This window comes from Mesorhizobium montanum (assembly GCF_033977145.1).
Classification (GTDB): domain Bacteria; phylum Pseudomonadota; class Alphaproteobacteria; order Rhizobiales; family Rhizobiaceae; genus Mesorhizobium; species Mesorhizobium montanum.
This window is the reverse complement of record NZ_JAVIJF010000002.1, coordinates 238,037-253,823: the sequence shown is the minus strand read 5'-3', so window position 1 is coordinate 253,823 and position 15,787 is coordinate 238,037. Positions and strand designations below refer to the sequence as shown.

General features: G+C 64.9%; 15 protein-coding genes. 6 read left to right on the top strand and 9 right to left on the bottom strand.

Annotated features, from left to right (window positions below; all coding sequences use genetic code 11):
• Positions 1–24: 24 nt before the first annotated feature.
• The 8 genes from RFM68_RS03565 to RFM68_RS03530 form a co-directional block, all read right to left on the bottom strand.
• Entirely contained in the window at positions 25–1,101 is a 1,077-nt protein-coding gene (locus RFM68_RS03565) for an ABC transporter ATP-binding protein (RefSeq protein ID WP_320231276.1), read from the bottom strand.
• Complete coding sequence (locus RFM68_RS03560; RefSeq protein WP_320231275.1) at positions 1,098–1,898, bottom strand: ABC transporter permease; 801 nt, start codon at positions 1,896–1,898, stop codon at positions 1,098–1,100. Before RFM68_RS03560 ends, RFM68_RS03565 begins: the two co-directional genes overlap by 4 nt.
• A gap of 1 nt (position 1,899) precedes the next feature.
• Positions 1,900–2,760, bottom strand: coding sequence for an ABC transporter permease (locus RFM68_RS03555; protein ID WP_320231274.1), 861 nt, complete (start codon positions 2,758–2,760; stop codon positions 1,900–1,902).
• A 68-nt stretch (positions 2,761–2,828) separates the two neighbouring features.
• Entirely contained in the window at positions 2,829–3,833 is a 1,005-nt protein-coding gene (locus tag RFM68_RS03550) for an ABC transporter substrate-binding protein (protein ID WP_320231273.1), read from the bottom strand.
• A 62-nt stretch (positions 3,834–3,895) separates the two neighbouring features.
• Positions 3,896–5,371, bottom strand: a complete 1,476-nt coding sequence (locus tag RFM68_RS03545) for an aldehyde dehydrogenase (protein ID WP_320231272.1) — start codon at positions 5,369–5,371, stop codon at positions 3,896–3,898.
• Positions 5,368–6,426 (bottom strand): LLM class flavin-dependent oxidoreductase, encoded by a 1,059-nt coding sequence (locus RFM68_RS03540; protein WP_320231271.1) that lies wholly within the window; start codon positions 6,424–6,426, stop codon positions 5,368–5,370. Before RFM68_RS03540 ends, RFM68_RS03545 begins: the two co-directional genes overlap by 4 nt.
• Before the next feature lie 5 nt (positions 6,427–6,431).
• The gene (locus tag RFM68_RS03535; RefSeq protein WP_320231270.1) at positions 6,432–8,255 is read right to left on the bottom strand and encodes an alpha/beta fold hydrolase; all 1,824 of its coding nucleotides are present in this window, start codon (positions 8,253–8,255) and stop codon (positions 6,432–6,434) included.
• On the bottom strand, positions 8,248–8,835 hold the full coding sequence (locus RFM68_RS03530) for an amino acid synthesis family protein (protein ID WP_320231269.1): 588 nt from the start codon (positions 8,833–8,835) through the stop codon (positions 8,248–8,250). The genes RFM68_RS03535 and RFM68_RS03530 overlap by 8 nt, the downstream gene beginning before the upstream one ends.
• 140 nt (positions 8,836–8,975) lie before the next feature.
• On the opposite strand from RFM68_RS03530, the gene RFM68_RS03525 reads away from it, so the two are divergent.
• Positions 8,976–9,653, top strand: coding sequence for a GntR family transcriptional regulator (locus RFM68_RS03525; protein ID WP_320231268.1), 678 nt, complete (start codon positions 8,976–8,978; stop codon positions 9,651–9,653).
• 15 nt (positions 9,654–9,668) lie between these two features.
• Here RFM68_RS03525 and RFM68_RS03520 read toward each other — a convergent pair whose 3' ends face one another.
• A complete protein-coding gene (locus RFM68_RS03520; RefSeq protein ID WP_320231267.1) occupies positions 9,669–10,700 on the bottom strand; it encodes a hydroxyacid dehydrogenase in 1,032 nt (343 codons plus the stop codon).
• A gap of 144 nt (positions 10,701–10,844) precedes the next feature.
• On the opposite strand from RFM68_RS03520, the gene RFM68_RS03515 reads away from it, so the two are divergent.
• The 5 genes from RFM68_RS03515 to RFM68_RS03495 all read left to right on the top strand — a co-directional run bounded on the left by RFM68_RS03515 (position 10,845) and on the right by RFM68_RS03495 (position 15,757).
• The gene (locus tag RFM68_RS03515) at positions 10,845–11,918 is read left to right on the top strand and encodes a LacI family DNA-binding transcriptional regulator (protein WP_320231266.1); all 1,074 of its coding nucleotides are present in this window, start codon (positions 10,845–10,847) and stop codon (positions 11,916–11,918) included.
• A gap of 76 nt (positions 11,919–11,994) precedes the next feature.
• Positions 11,995–12,984 (top strand): sugar ABC transporter substrate-binding protein, encoded by a 990-nt coding sequence (locus RFM68_RS03510; protein ID WP_320231265.1) that lies wholly within the window; start codon positions 11,995–11,997, stop codon positions 12,982–12,984.
• Positions 12,985–13,138: 154 nt separating this feature from the next.
• Entirely contained in the window at positions 13,139–14,125 is a 987-nt protein-coding gene (locus RFM68_RS03505; RefSeq protein WP_320231264.1) for an ABC transporter permease, read from the top strand.
• Complete coding sequence (locus tag RFM68_RS03500) at positions 14,122–14,898, top strand: ATP-binding cassette domain-containing protein (RefSeq protein ID WP_320231263.1); 777 nt, start codon at positions 14,122–14,124, stop codon at positions 14,896–14,898. The genes RFM68_RS03505 and RFM68_RS03500 overlap by 4 nt, the downstream gene beginning before the upstream one ends.
• Before the next feature lie 4 nt (positions 14,899–14,902).
• Positions 14,903–15,757, top strand: coding sequence for a sugar phosphate isomerase/epimerase family protein (locus tag RFM68_RS03495; protein ID WP_320231262.1), 855 nt, complete (start codon positions 14,903–14,905; stop codon positions 15,755–15,757).
• The last annotated feature ends 30 nt before the right edge of the window (positions 15,758–15,787 follow it).

Sequence of the window (15,787 nt, the reverse complement as noted above, 5' to 3'; positions counted from 1 at the left end):
TTCCTGGAATTGCTCTAGCAGCCGTTAAGCAGGAAACAGAAAGGCGCCGCCGGGATCGAAGAACACCTGGCGCCGGCCGGGCGAGGCATCATGCGTTGCCGCTGCCGAAGACGTCGGCCTGATGTCGATTTCCTGTCCGACGCTTGTGCGCGCGACGATGCGCCGGCGCTCGCCGTAGAAGGCGACATCGACGATCTCGACGGAAAGCTCCGCATTGTTCGGCGAGCGCTCCATGCGAAATGCTTCCGGCCTGACCATCAACCTGGTCTTCTGCCCCCGCTCGAAGCTGCCATTGGAGTTTATGCCGCAGATGAGGGAGCCGTCGGCGAGGCGAACGGTGGAGGCGCCGCCCGCGGTTTCCAGATGCTCGGCGGCGAGGAAGTTCGAGTTGCCGATGAAGCCGGCGACGAAGTCGGTGGCGGGCCTGAGGTAAAGATCCTCGCCGGTGCCGATCTGCTCGATGCGGCCATCGCGGAAGAGCGCGATGCGGTCCGAGAGGTGCAGCGCTTCTTCCTGGTCATGCGTGACATAGAGGATGGTGACGCCCGTCTCGCGATGGATGCGGCGGATCTCGGCCTGGATCTCCTCGCGCAATTTCTTGTCGAGCGCCGAGAGCGGCTCGTCCATCAAAAGGATGGGTGGGTCATAGGCCAGCGCGCGGGCGAGCGCGACGCGCTGCTGCTGACCGCCTGAGAGCGCCGTGGGCAGCCGATCGGCGAAGCTTTCGAGGCGCACCAGCGAGAGCATGTCGGCGACCTTGCGCTTGACCTCGGCCTCCGGTCGGCGGCGGACGCGGAGCGGGAAGGCGACGTTCTCGGCGACGCTCAGATGCGGGAACAACGTGTAGCGCTGGAAGACCATGCCGATGTTGCGCTTGTGCGAGGGCACCGACAGCAGCGACTTGGCCTCCAGCAGCACGTCGCCGGAGGTCGGATCCTGGAAGCCGGCGATGGCATAGAGCGTCGTCGATTTGCCCGAACCCGACGGCCCGAGGAAGGTCAGGAATTGGCCCTTGGGAATGTCCAGCGTCACATCATGAACGGCGGTGAAGGCACCAAATGCCTTGCGCAATTTGCGGATCGACAGAAAAGGTTGGGTCATGTCTGCAGCTTTCGGCGCAAGAGTGCCGTCACGATCATCAGGGCCAGCGTGAGCGCAACCAGCAGGCTGGAGGCGGCGGCGATGACAGGGGTGAGGTCGGATCGAAGGCTGCCCCAGATCTTGACCGGCAAGGTCTGCAAGGTGGGGCTGGCCATGAAGATCGCCACGACCACTTCGTCCCAGGAGGCCAGGAAGGAAAAGATAGCAGCGGAGAAGATGCCGATGCGGATCGATGGCAGGGTGATCCTGAGCTTCGCCTGCAGCGGGCTGGCGCCGCAGACGATTGCCGCGTCCTCGATCGACTTGTCGAAACCTTCGAGCGCGGTGGCGATCGGGATGATGGCGAAGGGCAGCGCAAGCACGGTGTGGGCGATGACGAAGCCGACTGTCGTGCCGCCCAGGCCAAGCCGCAGGAAGAAGGCGTAGACGGCGATGGCGAAGACAACGACCGGCAGCACCATCGGCGTCAAAAGCAGCCCGCGCAGGATCTCGCGGCCGCGGAACTGGCCGCGAACCAGCGCAAAGGAGGCGAGCAGGCCGATGGTCACGGCGAGGATGGCCGTCATCGTGGCGATGCGGGCGCTGGTGAGCGCGGCTTCGATCCAGGACGGATCGGAAAACAGCTCCTGATACCATTTGAGCGTCCAGCCGGGCGGCGGGAAGGCCAGCCAGCGTGACGAGCCGAAAGAGAGCAGCACGATGAAGACTACGGGCAGCAGTAGGAACGCCGCGACTAAAGCTGTGAAAGCGAGCAGAGCGACCTTCAGCCAGCCGAGGCGGTCATAGTCGAGCAGCATCTCAGGCGCCTCCTGGCGCGCGCTTGGAGCCGACAAGACGCAGTTGCAGCGCATAGAGCGCCATGGTGACGACGAGCAGGATGAAGGCGGCAGCGCTGCCCAGCCCCCAGTTGAGCAGCGACTGGATCATCTGCGCGATCATCTCGGCGAGCATCATGTTCGACGTGCCGCCGAGCAGCGCCGGCGTGACGAAATAACCGAGCGACATGACGAAGACCATCAGGCCGCCGGCAGCGATGCCTGGAAGCGACAGCGGCAAGAGGATGCGGCGGAAGGCGGCAAGCGGGCTTGCGCCGCAAAGGGCGGCGGCGCGCAGCGTCATCGGGTCGATCGCGCGCAAGGTGCCGACCAGCGGCAGGATCATGAAGGGCAGCATGATGTAGACCATGCCGATGGCGACGCCGGTGAGATTGTTGATGAGCGGCAGCGGCTGGTCGATGATGCCGGCGGCCATCAGCCCTCGATTGATGACGCCGGTGCGCTGCAAGAGCACCATCCAGGCGTAAGTCCGGGTCAAGAGGTTCGTCCACATCGACAGGATGATGATGCCGAAGAGGATCGAGGCGAGGGCCGGCGGCATGATCGCCAGCATCCAGGCGACCGGGAACGCGACGAGGACGGTGACGATGGTGACGACGAAGGCGACCAGGAAGGTGTTGAAGAACACCCGCGCGTAAGTGCCGTCACCGAGAAGAGCCGCATAATTCTGCAACCCGGGGACAGGGTCGGTGACGCTGCGCAGCAACAGCGCCAGCACCGGTACGACGAAGAAAAGCCCAATCAGGATCAGCGCCGGGAGCAAGCCGCCAAGGCCTGCCGGTATGCGCGGGGTTGCGATCCCTTGCTGTGCTTCCACCGACATGACGGTATCCCGGATTGCGGTTCGGGACGGCCAGCGCCATCCCGAACCTTGTCATGAAAAGACGGGCGTCACTTCGCCTGCCAGGCGTACCAGCGCGTGGCGATCTCGTCGCGATGCTCGGCCCAGTAGTTCATGTCGAGGTTTATCTGACCGTCGACATGGGCGTCGGGCAGACCCTTGACCACGTCGGCGGGCATTTCAGCCTTAGCCTTGGTGTTGATCGGCGCGTAGCCGCTCGCCTCGGCGAATTTGGCCTGGCCGGTCGGGCTGGTGGCGGCGGCGAGGAATTTCATCGCGCCGTCCTTGTTCTTGGCGCCCTTCGGGACGACGAGAACGTCGGCGGCGGTGAGGTTCTGGTTCCAGGAGACGCCGACATCGGCGCCGTCCTTTTCCAGCGCGAAGACGCGGCCGTTCCAAAGCTGGCCGAAGGCGGCCTCGCCGGAGGCGATCAGCTGCTGCGATTCGGCGCCGCCGCCCCACCAGACGATGTCAGACTTGATGGTGTCGAGCTTCTTGAAAGCGCGGTCGAGATCGAGCGGATAAAGCTTGTCGGCCGGCACGCCGTCGGCGAGCAGCGCGATCTCGATGACGCCGGGTGCCGACCATTTGTAGAAGGTGCGCTTGCCGGGGAATTTCTTGGTGTCGAACATGTCGGCCCAACTCGCCGGCTCGCCGGTGACAGAGCCCTTGTTCCAGGCGAGAACGAAGGAATAGTAGAAGCTGCCGACGGCGTTCTCGTTGCTGAAGCGCGGGTCGAGATCGGCCTTCGGCACGGCGGCGAAGTCGATCGGCTCGAGCAGGCCGTCCTTGGCGGCCTTGATGGCGAAGTCCATCTCGACGTCGACGACGTCCCAGGTGACGTTCTTGGCGTCGACCATGGCCTTCAGCTTGCCGTAGTCGGTCGGTCCGTCCTGCAGCACCTTGATGCCCGACGATGCGGTGAAGGGTTCAGCCCAGGACTTGGTCTGGGCTTCCTGCGTCGTTCCACCCCAGCTGGTGAACACCATTTCGTCGGCCTTCGCGGCAGTGGTCGCCATAAGCCCGGCAAGGATGCCGGCGAAAATCAGTTTCATGTCGTTCTCCTCTATTGGTGTGTTCCGTTTCTTGTTCTTCAGTGCACCGCCGCCATGCCGCCTCAGCGCATGACGAAGGGATCGGGAATCGGGTCGTCCGAGGTTCGGATCCACACCGATTTCGAACGCGTGTAGTCGCGGATGGCGTCGAGGCCGCCTTCGCGACCGAGACCGGAGAGGCCGTAGCCGCCGAACGGAACAAGCGGCGAGACGGCGCGGTAAGTGTTGACCCAGACGACGCCGGCATGGATGCCGCGCGCCATGCGATGCGCCTTGGCGAGATTGCTGGTGAAGATGCCGGAAGCGAGCCCGAAGGGCGTGTCGTTGGCAAGCGCCAGTGCTTGCGCCTCGCTGTCGAAAGCAATCGCGCTGAGAACCGGGCCGAACAGTTCTTCACGCACGCAGGCGAGAGCCTGATCCGCCGCCTCGATGATCGTCGGCGCGTAGTAGAATCCGTCAGCCTTGTCCCTTGGCCGCGCGCCGCCGGTGATCAGCACGCCGCCTGCCGCCACGCTTTGCGCGACGATCGCTTCGATCCGTTCGCGCTGGCGTGCGGTGGCTAGGGGACCCATCTCCGTGGCCGGATCCTGCGGATCGCCGATGGCGATGGTCTCGGCCTTGCGTTTCAGTCGCGCGAGGAAATCGTCCTTTACCGAACGTTCGACCAAAAGCCGTGAGCCGGCGACGCAGCTCTGGCCGGTCGCCGCGAAGATACCGGCAACGACGGCGTTGGCGGCGCTGTCGAGATCGGCGTCGGCGAAGACGACGACCGGGCTCTTGCCGCCGAGCTCGAGCGTCGTGTAGGCGAGGTTCTCCGCCGTGTTGGCGACGATCCGCCGCGCGGTCGAAGGGCCGCCGGTGAAGGCGACGCGCGCGATGAGCGGATGGCTGGTCAGGCGATGCCCGCAATCATGGCCGAAGCCGGTGATGATGTTGACGCTGCCGGCCGGGAAGCCGGCTTCATGGACGAGCTCGGCGAAGGCGAGCAAAGGCGCCGGGCCATCCTCGGAGGCCTTGAGAACGACGGTGCAGCCGGCGGCCAGCGCCGGGCCGAGCTTGACCGCCGACAGGAAGAGCTGCGAGTTCCACGGCACGACGGCAGCGACGACACCGATCGGCTCGGGCCGGACCGTCACTTCCATGTCGGCCTTGTCGATCGGGATGAAGGCGCCTTCGTGCTTGTCGGCCAGCCCGCCATAATAGCGGTAATAGTCGCCGACATAGGCGATCTGGGCGCGGGTCTCGCGGATGATCTTGCCGGTGTCGCGCGTCTCCAGCTCGGCCAGCCGCCCGGCATTGGCGGCGACGAGATCGCCGAGCCTGACCAGCAGTTTTCCACGCGCAGTCGCGGTCATCGCCGACCACGGAGCGGAGCGCAGCGCTCGGTGCGCGGCGTCAACCGCGCGATCGACATCGGCGATGGTCGCGGCCGGCATCTTCGCCCATGGCAGGCCCGTCGATGGGTCGATGCTGTCGAAGGTGGAGGAAGGCTCGGCGAACTGGCCGTCTATGTAGTTCCTGAAGACGTTGCTGCTCATCGCGACCTCGCCTCGGATCCTTGAAAGGCGGGCATCACCTGGTCGATGAAAAGCTGTAGCGATTTCTTCTTGCGCTCGTGCGAAAGGCCGCTGTCGATCCAGATCGAATACTGGTCGTAGCCCTGCGCCTCGTAGACCTTCAGCCTGGCGATCACCTCGTCGGCCTCGCCGATGACGAGGTTCTGCCGGATCTTGTCGGGTGCGTATTGCGGCATGGCCGCGATCTCGTCCTCGGTCAGCGGCTCCAGAACACCTTGGCGAACGGGTTTCTTGTTCTGGAACCAGGCGCCGAACTGGCAGTAGAATTGCGAGAGATCCTGGGTCAGGCGATCGGCCTCGGCGGCGTCCTCGGCGACGAAGGTGTGCATCAGCAGCATGATTTCCGGCCGCGCAATGTCTGGATGCGCCTGGCAAGCGGCGTTGAAGCGCTCCATCAGGTTCGCGACCTCGCCGTCGCCCGAGGCGAGCGGCGTCACCTGGACCTGGCATTTGTTTGCAACGGCGAAGTCATGCGAGTTCGGGTCGCGGGCCGCCACCCAGATCGGCGGATAGGGTTTCTGCAACGGCTTGGGAGAGGATGTGGTCGGAGGAAACTGCCAGAACTCGCCGGAATGCTCGTAGTCTCCGTCCCAAAGGCCGCGGATCGCCGGGATCATCTCGCGCATGCGCTGGCCGGCGCCCCAGGCGTCCAACCCCGGGAAGACGCGCTGATATTCATAGCTGTAGGCGCCGCGCGCGATGCCTATGTCCAGCCTGCCGCCGGTGATGACGTCGGCCATCGCGGCTTCGCCGGCGAGTTTGATCGGGTGCCAGAATGGCGCGATGATCGTGCCGGTGCCGAGGCGGATCGTTTTCGTCTTTGCAGCGAGATAGGCGATGTTGATGAACGGGTTCGGCGAGATGGTGAATTCCATCCCGTGATGCTCGCCGATCCAGGCCGCCTCGAAACCTGCCGCTTCCGCCAGCAGGACGAGTTCTTCCAGTTCCGTCAGCAATTCGGAATGCGGCTTGGCCAGATCCGAGCGCTCCATATGGACGAAAAGCGAAAATTTCATCGGTCTCACCGCTGGCCGGAATGGATTGGGCCGGAATGGATTGGCGCCGATAGCGCCGGCTTGGCGAGCGGCCGGACCTCGCCTTCGACCTCGCTGCCGACATAGACGCCGAAAGTGTCCTCGGCACGCTCGCGCGCGTAGCGGGCGAGCATCGAGCGGACAGCCGGGTCGGCGACCTTCAATTCGGTGATCCGTTCGATCTCGACAAAGCGGATCTGCCCGTCGCCGGAGACGGGTGCAGCCACCGTCCCACGATAATAGACATGCGTGCGCGAGGCGTCCGTCGCGTCGTCCCACACTGCGTAGAGGAAACCGAGCTCGGCATCGATCGCGCTGGCGGCAAGCCGCCCCTTGAGGCTGCGGGGGTCGTTCGCGGCGCCCAGCCCATGTCCGGCCGGCAGTTGGCAGGCACCCTCCGCGGTCTCGAAGAAGAGCACGCGGCCTTCTTTCTCGAGTATGGCGCCGACCTCGGTTCCGGGCGGAGCGGCCGCCGCAAGCGCCTCCTGGCTCAGCCCAGGCGTGACATAGGCGCCCCTACAGTAGCCCAAGGGCTGCGTGCCATTGTGGCTGAAATCGCGGACGCGGCCGATGAGGATCGAATGGTCGCCGGCATCGACCAGTTGCTCCATGCCGCAATCGAACACCGCCACCGATCCTTCGATCAATGGATTGCCGCTTTGTCCGGGCTGCCAAGCGACGGAGGCGAACTTGTCCGCGGCCTTCGAGGCGAAGATACCGGAAGCCGCCTTCTGGGCTTCGGCCAGAATATTGATGGCAAAGCCTCTGGAGGTCGAGAAGGCCTGATGCCCCAGCGCCTTCTTGGCGATGCAGACCAGCACCAGCGGCGGATCGAGCGAGACCGAAGTGAAAGAGTTGGCCGTGAAGCCGCGCGGGTCGCCGGCTTCGTCGATCGTGGTGACGATGGTGACGCCGGTCAGGAAGGAGCCCAGCGCGCGTCTGAACTCCATGGCGTCGAATGCGGGGGCGTCGAATGCGGGATCGACCTCGACGCTTGCGGGAGCAGCCGCCGTCTGGTCGAGAAAGGCCATGATGCGCTGAGTCACTTTTTGCGGCGAAGCGATTGTCATCATGTGCTTTTCGCCGTTCAGCACCAGGCATTGTCCGGCCGGCGCAAGCCGTGCCATCGCCGCCGACATGGCCGGGGTGGAGTTGCGATCTTCCGACCCGGTCATGAACAGCGCCGGCACGGTGAGATCGGCCAGCCGATCGGCGTGCGCGGTATCGGCGCTGGCAAAGAGACGATAGGTGCGGGCATAGCCTTGCGCATCGACGCTTTCGAGCGCTATGCGGGCCGTCGCGGCCGCGTCAGCCAGAGCAGGCGGGATCGGACTGCCGAACCAGCGGGCGATGGTCGCGGCAATGGCCGACGGATCGCAGGGGCCGCCAAGCGCTGCCGCTCGTTCGCGCACCGCCTGCGCGAGTTCGGGCGGGCGGCGGAAGACGGCGTTGAGGCAGACGAGCGACCCGACGCGTGACGGAGCGCGGAGCGCCAACTCCTGTGCGACCAGCGCGCCCATTGAGTGGCCGACGACAGCGACGCGGTCCAGGCCAAGGTGGTCGAGCAGGCGAATCGCCTGATCGGCGAAGTCGGACAGGCCGGCGTTCTCCGGGGGCAGGGGCGAGGCGCCATGGCCAAGCATGTCGATGGCGATGACGTCGAAGCGATTCTGCATCGCGGCGATCTGCGGATGCCAGATCGCGGCATTCATGCCGACGCCGTGGATCAGCAGGACCGGAGCGCCGGAACCGACCCGGATGAAGCCGGTGTCGTCGGGCGCTTTGCTGTGGATCGTCGCGGCGTCAGCCATGCAGATCCCCCAGCTCCTTCAGGTCCTGGTAGCGGTCGCCGATGCGGTGGTGCGGGCGGCCGCCGATGGAGGCGCCGAGCGCCACCACCAGTTCGTCCGGCGCCGGCGCATCGCCGATCTGGAAATGCACGGTCAGATAATGGGAACGGCGGCCTTCGTCGTTCTTATCCATCAGCGGGATCATGATCGGCGTGTTCGGCCCGCCGCGCAGGTTGGTGAAGGCGAGGTAGGTCTTGGCGCCGACGGCGCGACGATAGTGGTTGCCGAAATGCAGCGTGTGGATCAGCGCCGAGGCATGCTCGACTTCGCCCGACGTGCCGCAGATGGCGGCCTTGCCGTAGCCTTCGATCGCTTCGCCTGAACCCGCGACACCGATAATCTCATTGGTCAGCGTTTCGCCGAGCACCGGTGCGAAGGCGCGGATCTCCGGAGAGAGATCCTCGGTGAAACCGCGGCCGGCCCACGGGTTGGTCAAGACGGCGGCGACGCCGATCAGGCGCAACGGCCGCGGGGCTGACTTGCCGCCTTCGATCAGCGTGTTTTCGGTGTAGGTCACGATCTTGCGAATGGCCGGCTGCATTGAATTCCTCGGACGAAACGGCGCGACACGGCGCCCTCATTTCTGTATCGTCTTATGGTATACCATGCTATGGAGTGTCACGTACCTTGTCAACCGGGCATGGAATCTGTTTTTGTTGAGAGGCTAACAGGTGAGAAGAAATGGCTGACGACACGCTTCGGATTGACCGCTCCGCCAAGACGCTGCGGACGCTGGCGCTGGAGCGCATGCGCGAGGCGATCATGGATTTCCATTTCCAGCCCGGCGAAAGGCTAGTCGAGCGGCCGCTTTGCGACCAGCTCGGGGTCAGCCGTTCGGTTGTGCGCGAGGTGCTGCGGCAGCTGGAGGCCGAAGGCCTGGTGCAGATGATACCTGGGCACGGGCCGGCGGTGGCCAAGCCCGATCTCGGCCGGACCGACGAGATCTACGAGTTGCGCGCGCTGCTGGAAGGCATAGCGGCGAAAGCTTGCGCCACCTCGGCCACCGACGGCCAGATCGCCTTGCTCGATGCAGCGTTGGCAAAGCTGTTTGAAGCCTGGGCGTCGGGCGTGCCGGCCGAGGTGATGCGGGCAACGGCGAGGTTTTACGAGGTGCTGTTCGAAGCCGCCGACAAGCGCATCGCCTGGGAGATCGTCACCGGCCTCAATGTCCGCATCAACCAACTGCGTTCGATGACGATCACGTCGCCGAACCGCCGCGAGCCGGCGATCGCCGAAATGAACGCCATCATGGACGCCATCCGCTTACGCAAGCCGGAAGCGGCGGAGGCCGCGGCCCGGCGGCATGTGGAGACGGCCTGGCAAATTGCGCGTGACGCGCTTCGGCTTGGCACACTGTAGGCGGGTTGTTCGAGCTCAGTTCCTGTCGACCGGCTTGGAGCGCATGCGCGAAACGGTCTCGCGCTCCGCGCGCTTGGAGCGCAGCGGCGGCAGGCCGCGGTCGATGAGATCCATGTCCTCCAGCACCATGTCGCCCATGCGCTTGAACGCGATGTCGAGGGCACCGGCGCGGTGCGCCGAGCGCAGGAAGCCGGGGAGGGCGCGAACGGCATGGTCCTTGGCCAGTGGCTCCTCGGGAAAAACGTCGCTGGCGGCAACGATGCGACCGCTCTTCACCGCCGCCATCAGCGCCGCGAAATCGACGACGCCGGCGCGGCTGAGCAGGATGAAGGCCGCACCCCTACGCATTTTTGCGAACGCATCGGCGCCCAGGAAACCCTGGTTCTCGCTGGTGACGGAAGCGACGACGAAGACGAAATCGCTTTGCGACAACACCTCGTCCAGCGAGGCCGGCTCGACGCCGTTGTCGATCAGGATCGACGGCGGCAGCCACGGATCGTAGACCTTGGTGCGGGTGCGAAAGCCGGTCAGCAGGCGGTTGAGCGCCCGGCCGAGGTCGCCGAAGCCGATGATGCCGACATCGGCGCCCGAGAGCAGCCGCGCGGTCTGGTTGCCGTCGCCGCCCCATAATTCCTTGCCCTGCCGGAAGGCGAGGTCGGCGTCGACGATGTCGCGCGCCAGGTTCAACGCCATGGCGAGGCCAAGCTCGGCGACCGGCTCGGCGAAGACCAGGCCGGTGGTGACGACGTGGATGCCGCGGGCAAACAGCGTCTCATAGGGCATATTGTTGATGAGGTTGGTCTCGACATTGAAGATGCAGCGCAGCCCCTTCAATTTCTCCAGCGTCTTCGGTGTGATCGGCGGCTGGCCGACGATGTAGCGCGCTTCGGCAAGCGCATCGCGCGGCAACTCCGAGACGCCTTCGGGCGTTGTCTCGACGATGCGATATTTCCTGCGAAACAGCGCCAGTTGCGGCGGCGTGAAAATCAGATCGAGCGTGCGCGGTTCGGGTGCGCTGATTACCAGCGGCAAGACCTTGTCGGACATGTTTTTTCCTCCCGGTGCGATTGGATCGCGTCAATCACATCTGCGTTTTTTACTCCGGATGAAACGATTTACAACAGCGAAAAATCGATTTATCGATTACATTAGTGAGGGAGCAGGCGGTCACCTGCCCTCGGGAGGAGATTAATGGCGCAACAGGAAGCCCAGCAGCGGCGTCCGTCGATCCACGACGTGGCAAGTCATGCCGGCGTCTCCGCGGCGACCGTCTCCAAGGTGCTTTCCGGCGTCACCACGGTGAAGCCGGAAAACGCGCAGCGCGTCTTCGATGCCGTCGAGCGTCTGGGCTATCGCGTCGATCCTTTAGCCTCCGACATGCGCAGGGCCAAGCGCCGCATGATCGGCGCCATCATGCCGGAGTTTGAAAGCGAGTTCTTCGGCCAGATGGTCACCGAGCTGGAAGGCCTCGCCGAGCAGCGCGGCTACACGCTGGTTGCGGCATCGAGCCGTGAATCGGAAGCGCGCGAGAAGGAAATCCTCGCCCGCATGCATGACTGGCGCGTGGCAGGCGTGGTGCTTGCGCCGGTTCGCAACGAGCATGGTCCGGCGGCAGCCTTCATGAAAGCCAACGGCATGACCGGCGTGCTGATCGACCGTGTGCTTGCCGACGATGCCTTCGACACGGTTTCAGCGGACAGCGCGGCGGCAAGTGCCGAAGTGGCGCGCGCGCTCATCAGCCAGGGCCATCGCCACATCCTTGTCGTCGGCCTCGGCCAGGAGGCGGCGACGGTGCGCGCCCGCCTTGAAGGGTTCCGCAACACGGCACTCGAGCTCGCGCCCGATATGCGCATCGACGTCGTGCTTTCAGAAAGCGACGTCGAACCTTTGCGGACGCTGCTTCGCGACTATTTCAGCAAGCGGGAAGCCGGCGACGATCGGCCGACGGCGGTCTATTCGCTCTTCCTCAAGGGTACGCTGGTGGCGCTGTCGGAATTCCGGCGGCGCGGCTGGCACTGCCCAAACGACATCTCGCTGGTCGGCTTCGATGACGCCGAATGGATGCAGGTGACATGGCCGGCGATCGCCGCCGTGGTGCAGCCGGTGCGCCGGATCGCCAGCGAGGCGATGGAGGTTTTGTTTCGCAGGATCGAAGGCGAGGGAGGGCCGCCAAGGGCGCGGCTGGAACCTTGCAAGGTGTTGATGCGGGAATCCGTTGGCTCGCCAGGCAGCGTCCCGCATTCCGGGGGAGGAGACCGACAATAGCCCCCATTGTCGACAACGGAAGAAGGGCGCCGGCCCTGGCCGAGGCATCCGGCGCAAACAACAAAAGGAGGATGGAATGACATCGCTTTTCCCAAAGATGAATCGATTTAGCCTGGCATTGGGCGTGGCTCTGGCATTTTCGGCCGTCGGTGTCGCCAAGGCGGAGGACGGCGAGTATGGCGTGCTGATGAAGACGCTGGCCAATCCGTTCTGGGGCGCGATGGCCCAGGGCGTCGCGGACGGCGCCAAGGAAGCCGGCGTGAAATACTTCCAGCAGGCGGCCGAGAGCGACCAGGCGGCGGAGCCGCAGCTCAATCTCTGCAACACGATGCTGGAGCGCAAGCCGGTGGCGATGATCACCGCCGCCATCAACTCGACCAACCTGCTGCCGTGCCTGAAGTCGGCGCAGGATGCCGGCATCAAGATCGTCGACCTCGACAACAATCTCGACCAGGCGGTGCTCGACAAGGAAGGCGTCAAGGTCACCTTCCATATCGGGTCCGACAACATCGCCGCCGGCGCGCAGGGTGCCGAGTATCTCGCCACCAAGCTGGGCAAGGACGCCAAGGGTCCAGTGCTGGTGATCGAAGGCCTCTCGGGCAACATCACCGGCGAGAAGCGCGCCAAGGGCTTTGCCGACAAGCTGAAGGAACTGGCGCCTGGCCTAGAGATAGTCGCCTCGCTGCCGGGCGACTGGGACCGCGGCAAGGCTGCCTCGATCGCCACCGACACGCTGACCGCGCATCCCGATCTCGTCGCGATCTTCTGCGCCAATGACGGCATGGCGCTTGGCGCCGTGGAATCGGTCTACGCGGCGGGCAAGGGCCAGCAGGTGACGATGATCGGCGTCGACGGCAATTCCGATGCCGTGAAGTCGATCAAGGAAGGCCGCCTCAACGCCTCGGTGGCGCAGCTTCCCTATCTCGTCGGCAAGCAGGCGGTCGAGAACGTCAAGAAGGCTTTAGCCGGCGAGAAGGTCGAGGACAGCATCGCCGTGCCGACACTGGTGCTGACCAAGGACGTGATCGACGCCGGCAAGGAGCCGATGCTGCAATATGTGAAGTAAGTAGGGAATAGGCAGTAGGCAGTAGGCAGTAGGCAGTAGGCAGTAGGGGAAGCAAGCAGCTCGCACCGCTATCATCCTTTCCCTACTGCCTAAGCCCTACCGCCTACTGCCTTACCGCCTACTGCCTTACCGCCCTCTCTCAAGGTGCAAAGACATGGCTTCTGAACAGCCCGGGTTCTGGGCTCGGGTGCAGCGCGCATCCGTCGAAAGGCTCCACATCAGGCTGGAGTCGCTGGTGGTGCTTCTGGCGCTGAGCATGGCGATGGCGCTGCTTTCGCCCTATTTCCTGTCGCTCAGCAACTTCCTCAACATCCTTTTAGCCACATCGACGATCGGCGTGCTGGCGATCGCCGCCACCTTCGTCATCGGCTCCGGCGGGCTCGATCTGTCGCTTGGCTCGGTCATGGGACTTGCGGGCGTCGCCGGCGCCTTCGTCGCGGTCAATCTCGGCTGGCCGTCGGTGCTTGCCGTGATCGCCTGTATTTTGGCCGGCGCGATTGCAGGCTATATCAACGGGCAACTGGTCACCCGCGCCTTCGTGCCGGCCTTCATCGTCACGCTCGGCATGCTTGGCCTGGCGCGCGGGCTGGCGCTGGTCATCTCGCAGGGCAGGGCGATCTACGGGCTGCCGCCCGAGATTGTCTATATCGGCCAGGGCCGACCGTTCGGCATTCCGATGCCGGTGATCATACTGGTGCTGACCGCGATCGTCGCGCATGCGGTGCTTGCCTATACGCGCTTCGGCCGCCACACGCTGGCGCTGGGCGACAGCGAAGGGGCAGCCCGCGCCGCCGGCATCCGCGTCGAGCACCACCGCCGCATCATCTACACGCTTTCCGGCGCGCTTGCCGGCCTCGCGGGCCTGCTCTTCACGGCCCGCGTCAATGCCGGCGATCCGACGGCCGGCATCAACTATGAGCTCACCGCGATCACCGCGGCGATCATCGGCGGCACCAACCTGTTCGGCGGCCGCGCCTCGATCCTCGGCACGATGATCGGCGCGCTGATCATGGGCGTGCTGCAGAACGGGCTGACGTTGCTTGCCGTGCAATCCTACTACCAGCAGATGGCGATCGGCGCGGTGCTGATCCTCGCGGTCTTCATCGACCAGTACCAGGTGCGGAAGGAGTCGCGCGTATGACCCTGCTTTCGCTTCGCGGCATCCGCAAGAGCTTTGGCGCGGTCGACGTGCTGCACGGCGTCGACCTGTCGGTTGCGGCCGGCGAGGTGGTCGGACTGGTCGGCGACAACGGCGCCGGTAAGTCGACGCTGATGAAGACCATCACCGGCATCTACCGCGCCGACACCGGCTCGATCGAGTTCGACGGCAAGGACATCCTTGCGCTTGACCCCGGACAGCGCCGCCGCCTCGGCATCGAAATGATCTACCAGGATCTGTCCCTGGCCAAGCAGCAGGACGTGGCATCGAACATCTTCCTTGGGCGCGAGCCGACCAAGCGGCTGTTCGGCCTCTTCCCCGGCTTCGTCGACAAAGGCGAAATGGATCGACAGGCCGCCAGGATGATCGAGCGGCTGGGTGCGCATTTGCCGTCGATCAATCGCTCCGTCGGGTCCTTCTCCGGCGGCCAGCAGCAGACCGTGGCGATCGCCCGTGCGCTCACCTTCAATCCCAAGCTCGTGATCATGGACGAGCCGACGGCGGCCCTGGCCGTGCGCGAGGTGCAGAGCGTGCTGGATCTCATCCGGCGGCTGAAGTCGGAAGGCATCGCCGTCATCCTGATCTCGCACCGGCTGAACGACGTGCTGTCGGTCACCGACCGGATCGTCGTGCTGCGCCACGGCAGGGCGGACGCCGATCTCGTCACCGCCAAGACCAACATGAACGAAGTCGTCAGCCGCATCGTCGGCGGCGGCGATATCGCCGCCGCGGCGGCGCATGAGCAACGGGGCTGAGCCTATGAATACATTTGGACTGCACACTTTCGCCATCGCGCCCGTCTGGGACCTGGCCCGCATCGAACCGCAGATGGATCGGCTGAAGGAACTCGGCATCGGCCTGATGGAGATCCCGCTGCTTCGCCCCGAGGAGATCGACACCAAGCGCACGCGCGGCTTCGCCAGCCACTATGGCGTCGAACTTATTCCGTCGCTCGGCCTGCCGCGCGCGCTCGACGTGGTCGATCGGCCGGAAGAGGCGCTCGACTTCCTGCAGCCCGCCTTCAAGGTCTGCAACGAGGTCGGCGCCGAGGCGCTTGGCGGCGTCACTTACGGCACGATCGGCAAGACCACCGGCCGGGCGCCGACGCAAAGGGAGATCGACGGCATCTGCCGCTTCCTCGAACGCGCGGCGAAGTCGGCGAAGTCGCGCAGCCTCAAGCTCGGCATCGAGCCCTGCAACCGCTACGAGACGCATCTGATCAACCGCGGCATCGACGCGGCGCGGATCATCGAGCGGGTCGGCGCCGACAACATCTTCATCCATCTCGACACCTACCACATGCATATCGAGGAGGAGAGCTTTGCCTCAGGGTTCGAGGCGGCGGCACCTTACCTCGGCTATGTGCATGTGTCGGAGGCCAATCGCGGCGTGCCGGGGCGCGGCATGCTCAACTGGGCGGCCTGCATGAAGGCGATCGCCGACATCGGCTATCAGGGCGCGATCACGCTCGAAAGCATGAACCATGTCGATGTCGACATCGCCGGCGGGCTGGCGGTCTGGCGTCCGGTGGCGGAAGACCCGCGCGACGTCATCGAGGTTGGCCTGCCGTTCCTACGCGAGGAGGCGAAGAAGGCGGGACTGACGCTCGGGTAGGCAGCAAGCTCCCGCATGAGGAGAGGCCGA